The organism is Nonomuraea diastatica (genome assembly GCF_004349015.1).
GTDB lineage: Bacteria > Actinomycetota > Actinomycetes > Streptosporangiales > Streptosporangiaceae > Nonomuraea > Nonomuraea diastatica.
On sequence record NZ_SMKP01000331.1, the window covers coordinates 1 to 5,398 of the forward strand.

General features: G+C 64.1%; 5 protein-coding genes, 1 tRNA gene and 1 pseudogene. 4 read left to right on the top strand and 3 right to left on the bottom strand.

The genetic code is table 11. The annotated features are described in order from the left end of the window. Together E1294_RS50835 and mscL are read left to right on the top strand one after the other, a co-directional pair. A partial coding sequence (locus tag E1294_RS50835) for an RcpC/CpaB family pilus assembly protein (protein ID WP_246083870.1) occupies positions 1 to 440 on the top strand: 440 nt, incomplete at its 5' end. 23 nt (positions 441 to 463) lie between these two features. Further along, a complete protein-coding gene (mscL, locus tag E1294_RS50840) occupies positions 464 to 862 on the top strand; it encodes a large conductance mechanosensitive channel protein MscL (protein WP_132520200.1) in 399 nt (132 codons plus the stop codon). Here the strand turns inward: mscL and E1294_RS50845 are convergent. Continuing rightward, entirely contained in the window at positions 859 to 1,926 is a 1,068-nt protein-coding gene (locus E1294_RS50845) for a M15 family metallopeptidase (protein ID WP_246083871.1), read from the bottom strand. The two genes, mscL and E1294_RS50845, sit on opposite strands and share 4 nt — an antisense overlap. A gap of 831 nt (positions 1,927 to 2,757) precedes the next feature. Here E1294_RS50845 and E1294_RS50850 point away from each other — a divergent pair. Both E1294_RS50850 and E1294_RS57900 read left to right on the top strand, forming a co-directional pair. Further along, positions 2,758 to 2,830 (top strand) — tRNA-Arg (locus E1294_RS50850). 311 nt (positions 2,831 to 3,141) lie between these two features. After that, positions 3,142 to 3,502, top strand: a pseudogene (locus E1294_RS57900) (IS630 family transposase); the annotation flags it as partial. Between the two features lie 139 nt (positions 3,503 to 3,641). Here the strand turns inward: E1294_RS57900 and E1294_RS50855 are convergent. Continuing rightward, on the bottom strand, positions 3,642 to 4,244 hold the full coding sequence (locus E1294_RS50855) for a hypothetical protein (RefSeq protein ID WP_132520203.1): 603 nt from the start codon (positions 4,242 to 4,244) through the stop codon (positions 3,642 to 3,644). Positions 4,245 to 4,311: 67 nt separating this feature from the next. Continuing rightward, positions 4,312 to 4,914, bottom strand: coding sequence for a NucA/NucB deoxyribonuclease domain-containing protein (locus E1294_RS50860; RefSeq protein WP_132520206.1), 603 nt, complete (start codon positions 4,912 to 4,914; stop codon positions 4,312 to 4,314). Positions 4,915 to 5,398: the final 484 nt, after the last annotated feature.

Consider the following 5,398-nt stretch of genomic DNA (forward strand, 5'->3'; position numbering starts at 1 on the left):
CTCTCGACCCCGACGACTTCAGCCCCGTCCCGCTCGCCCACCCTCCGTCAGGAGCGGTGCGCACCACGCAGACCGGCCAGATCCTCGCGACCCCCATGCGCAAGGGCGAGCCCCTGACCGATGTCCGCCTCCTCCACTCGTTCCGTCTGCCGCCCGGCATGGTGGCCACCCCCGTGCGCATAGCCGACGCCACGGCGGTCGAGCTCATCTCTCCCGGCGCGACCATCGGCGTGCTGGCGTCCTGGCAGGAAGGCCGGCCCGCCCGCCAGATCGCGTCGGAGCTGACGGTCCTGACCATCCCGGCGGCCACGAGAGACTCCGGCAACGACCACGGTGCCCTGATCGTGCTCGCGACCACCCCGACCCAGGCGGCAGAGCTGGCCGCCGCCCAGGCCGGTGGCCGTCTGTCGATCACCATCAATCCGGGTGGCGGCCCGTGAGCGCGCGGCTACCATCCATCTGCATGAGTGGATTCAAGAAGTTCCTCATGCAGGGGAACGTCATCGACCTGGCCGTGGCCGTCGTCATCGGGGCGGCCTTCAACTCGATCGTGCAGTCGTTCGTGAAAGACCTGCTCACGCCGCTGATCTCGGCGTTCGGCGGCCTGCCCGACTTCTCGTCGCTGAGGATCACGGTCGGCCAGTCCGACTTCATGTACGGCAACTTCATCAACGCGGTGGTGTCGTTCCTGATCGTCGCCGGCGTGGTCTACTTCCTCGTGGTCAAGCCCTACGCCCACGTCAAGGACCGTCTGACCGCCAAGGTCGAGGCGACGACCCGCGACTGCCCCGAATGCCTGTCGGAGATCCCCAATGCCGCCTCCCGTTGCGCCTTCTGCAGCGCGCAGGTGACCACCGTCTAGAGCACCGAGTCGATGTCGGGATCATATTCCCAGTGCCATGGCTCGAACGGATTGCTGTAGGCCCAGGCGGGATGGAACCATCCATACCTCTTGGCGTTCTTCTCCATCCAGACAAACTCCGCCGACCCTGACCTCTCCACCCCGCCACACAGGTCGACGGCCAGCCCGAGCCCGTGGTTGCTCCGTCCCGGCACGGCGGCGAACCCCGGCCGCCGGTAATAGACGGACTGCTGCTCGCCGAGACTGCGATAGGCATCGGTCACGCACATCGACTTACCGAATTGCTTGCGGTAGGCCTCGTTCAGGCTCACGAACGCGATGGTGGCGTCGGCCCTCAGACTGTGCCCCTTCTGCTGCAACGGGCACAACATGCCCTTGGGGATCAGCCCGTTGGGATAGTCATCGGCCGTCGCCGCACGCAGCGGATTGCACCCCAGCGCGTCCCGCCCCACCTTGTCAATCTTGATACCCAGCTTGACCAGCTCCGCCGTCAGCGACTTCACGATCTTGTCCGACCGCTTCCGCAACGTGTCCACCTCGGCCGCTATCTGCGCCTCGGCCAGCAGGTTGCCGGCCCGCAACTCCTGCGCCTCGGCGGCCAGCCGCTCGGCCTCCTTGTAGAGCGCGCTGGTCTGCTCGACCGCCTGCTGCCGCATGGTCACCATGTGGGTCGCGTCCGTCAGCGCCCGCAGCTTCCGCTGATCCGACCCTCCGGACAGGAACGGAAGCACCCCATCCGCCGCGACCGGCTGCTCGTACATCAACTCGACCAGCTCGGCCACGGGCCTCCGCATCACCGCGAGCCGCCCTTCCAGCTCCTGCAGAGCGGTGAGCTTGGACTTGAGCTGCTTCTCGGAGGCGGCGATCTCCGCCCGGCGCTTCTCGAGTGCCTTGGTGGCGTCCTCGAGCTCTTTGGCCGACTTCTCGGCCCCTTGCCGCAGTGCGGTCAGGCCGGAGGGGTCACGCGGCTCCCGCTCCTGAGCTTGAGCCTGTGCGGACGGCGCAACTAGAGAAGCCATCGCCATGACGACCGCGATCAGACCCGCTGACCGAGGGGCTGGCACGTTCGACTCCTCCGTTTGCAAACTCGTTACCGGGGTCAGGCACGCACGTTACTACAGCCCCCAGAGAGTCCGGAGCGAACTCCGAAGAGCTGTTATGAGACAAAAAACCCACTTTGTACGGTCAACCACCAATCCCGAACACCCCACCACCCAGGAGCGCTCAACACTCGCTACCAACGGGTACGCCACCCACCGGGCCACGGTTCAGATCCCCGGCAGCACATCCCCGCCGCCCGCGTCCGAATCCACAGCCTGCTGCCGCGCCCGGCACAACTCCCACAACCAGGTGCCCGCCCACTCCCCCGGACACGACGTCTCGGTCCGCACCGGCGCAGGCGTCACCGGCTCCTCAGTCACCACCCGCTCGGACTCGGGCTCCGGCCCACCCTCAGACCCAGACGTGGAAACAGCCGGAACCGGCCGAACCGGCTCAGGGGCCTCCCGGACAGGAGCCGGCACCACGCCCTCATACACACCATCCGGATGCGCCGGGGCAGGCAACCGCACCGGCGCCAACACCGCCATCCCGCTCCCGCGCTCGACACCGGCCACCCGTACGTCCCGCTCGAAGCCCTCCATCTCCCCCGCCAGCAACCCACCGGCAAGGATCCCCGGCGCCAGCAACGCCCCGAACAACACAACGGGCCGCCGACGGGCCCGCGCGCATCTCCTCCTGGTCACAGGCAGACGTTATCCACGCTTGCCGAGGCACAATCCGATCACTTGCCATGCCTTTACCGCAGCTCAGAACTCCCATAACCAACCCAACCAAACTCACCCCGGCTCCACGTCACACGCAGTGCCAGACTTTCGCTAGGCTTACCAGAGTCCGCCTCCGTAGCTCAGGGGATAGAGCACCGCTCTCCTAAAGCGGGTGCCGCAGGTTCGAATCCTGCCGGGGGCACGCATCTGACCAGGCGTTTTGGCCACTGACCTGCGGTTTCACGGCTGCAGGTCTTTTGCTTGGTGAACCTTGATAGGCAGCCGGCGGCGCCCGTATGCAGCCGTAGGACCATGATCCGGGGATATAGTCGGGATGATCTTGCAGGCGTATCCCCAGGTCAGACCCCGATTCTCAGCCCTCAGGCCTCTCGTGACCCGCTACGACGGCTCGACATGCGACGAACATAGCCGTTGGTCATGCCCGATACATGCGTAAAGCTGAGCGCCATCCCTTCCATGAAGGAGATCGCCGGCGCCGACGCGGGTCTGCACGCCGCCGACTTCACCGCCCTGTTGGAACAGTCCACCTGGCCGTACCGACGACCCTGGCGATCGTGGTCATCTGCGACGACAACAACATCCACCACGCCAAGGCCGTCAGCGCCTACCTGGCCGACCACCCACCATGGAGGTGTTGTTCGGGCGCGCTACAGCCCGCAAGACCACCCGGTGGAGCGCATCTTGGGCCGCGCTTGTGCATTCATCTTCCAACACCGCCGTCAGCCTGTCAGACCGGGTCGGACAAATCCACGCCTCCTTCCCCGCCCGCTCACCAATCCAGTTGCTGGCCGCGGCGGCCACGCGGACCAACCCTCGGTTTCCTGCACGTTACAAGCGGAGTTTCTGGCTTGCGGAGGATGGTGGTGGGCTCGTGGACCAGGGTGGTTGTGCCGAGTCAGATCGAGCCCATCGACCAGGGTGTGCATGACCTCTCCGCCTGTCGGGGCTTGGCTCGGCGTGCGCAGCGAAGCGAACGGCCCGGCACCCGGTCGTCATTCCTCCCACGCTTCGCGAGGGATGCGGTAGAAAGCGCGGGCCGCCGTCCACCAATCCCGGTCGGCGAAGCGTCCCGTGACACGCCCCATCATGCAGAAGAAAAGATGCACGTGCTCGCGCATCCTCTTCCCCTCCAGTTCCAGCCCGACCGTGTAGGGCCGATAGTCAGGCAAAACCATGTCACCGCCTTCCTCGAAAGGCGGCGTGACGTCGCCGAGTTGTTCACCGTCGTAGTTGAGGTACAACGGCTCTAGCCCTTCGCCCACTTCACCCGTGTACTGAACCTCGAAAACCCGTCGCTTGCCCAGATTCCGGATCGCGGGGTGGAACGACCACATGCCGAAGACGAATGCGTGTGTCCAGCCGGGCGCATGTGGACCTATCCAAACACCCATTGCATCCGGCTCCGCATCCATCCTGGCCAGCGTTCTCAAGTCGCACTCCACCCGCGCATCGAGATCCCCCCTGAGCAGCCGCGCTAGTTCCTCCTCGTTATCACCCTCAATCCAGAGGGCGTGAAACCCTAGTTCGAGCCACTCCCCGTGCTCGACCAGCAGGTCCCACTGATTGTCAGCAGGAAGATCCTGTCTCTTGTCCATCTCCGCCACATCCTCACAGGAGAAAAATGCGGGGCTGCGCTTGGCAGCCCCGCATGTACAGCAGTCGCTAATCCACGATCTTCACCCAGAACGGGCTGTCGCTTACTTTGGTAATGGTGTTGACAGGGTCATAGGTGAGAAGCCGGTAGTGGCCGTAGAACGCCTTCAACGCATTCCCATGGAGCCAGTTGTGTTCCTTCCGGACGCCTTGGACAGAATAGTGAATCTTGTCCTTGGCTGCTCCTTCGGCAGTAGAGGCGAAGGGATACTCGTCGCACTGCACCTTGGTGTAGCCGTACTTGACGTAGACCTCCGAAGTGTAGTACTTGCAATAGTTCGAGCTGAAGTGGTTACCCAGCCGGAAGTTGTCCTGGGGAACCTCGAACGCATGCTGCGAGAAGACCTTCCGGTTGTCCTCGTAACCGTCATCGGTTCCCCTCCAGAGAGGATAACCCTCAGGGGTGTTCGGCGGCTTGAGATAGTTGCCCGGGATGACCTTCGGCAGCTCGGTACCCAGGGGCCCCTTGACCGGTGGGAGATTGTCGTCCCGCTTGTCGGTGGTGTCGCCCGGACGGTAGGGCGGGTAGGTGCCGGCATTCGTCGTCGGGTTTAACGCCTTCTCGATGTGATTGATGACGTCCAGCCATTCGTCATCCTTGCTCTTGGACATAGTGAACACCCGATCGGCCCTGATGTAGATACAGCCACCGGTATTCGCGCCGCCCTTGTTGCCGACTCCTAGCTTCTTCCAGTCGCAACGGAAGCTGGGGGACCACAAACTACCCCTCGGAATGCCCTGCCCCCAGCGCACTACGCCGAGCCGCTTGCCCTTGTCGCCGAGGAGCTCCTGGTCCCACAGCGGAAGCCTACCCTTGTCCTCTTTGTACTGGGTGATAGCTGGCTGGACTGAGCAAATTTCCCTATCGTGCTTCGTCGGCTTGGGGGTGTGGATGGTGTACTCGAGATACGGCGTAGAGCGCCAGCCTGCGATCGTCTTGAGTTGGGTGGGATCGCCCTCCTGGACCTGGTACTACATTCGTAGATCTTGATTCAAGTCGCTGAGGGCCGGTCTGTGGCCCGTGGAGTATCCTGCGGTGACTTTCGTCTTGACCTACGATCTGGTCGTGTCCTGGGATGCCGATCTGGCCGCGCTG

Coding starts and splice junctions, on each gene's coding strand:
- mscL (WP_132520200.1), top strand. CDS start 464: ATGAGTGGATTCAAGAAGTTCCTCATGCAGGGGAACGTCATCGACCTG.
- E1294_RS50855 (WP_132520203.1), bottom strand. CDS start 4,244: ATGGACAAGAGACAGGATCTTCCTGCTGACAATCAGTGGGACCTGCTG.
- E1294_RS50860 (WP_132520206.1), bottom strand. CDS start 4,914: ATGTCCAAGAGCAAGGATGACGAATGGCTGGACGTCATCAATCACATC.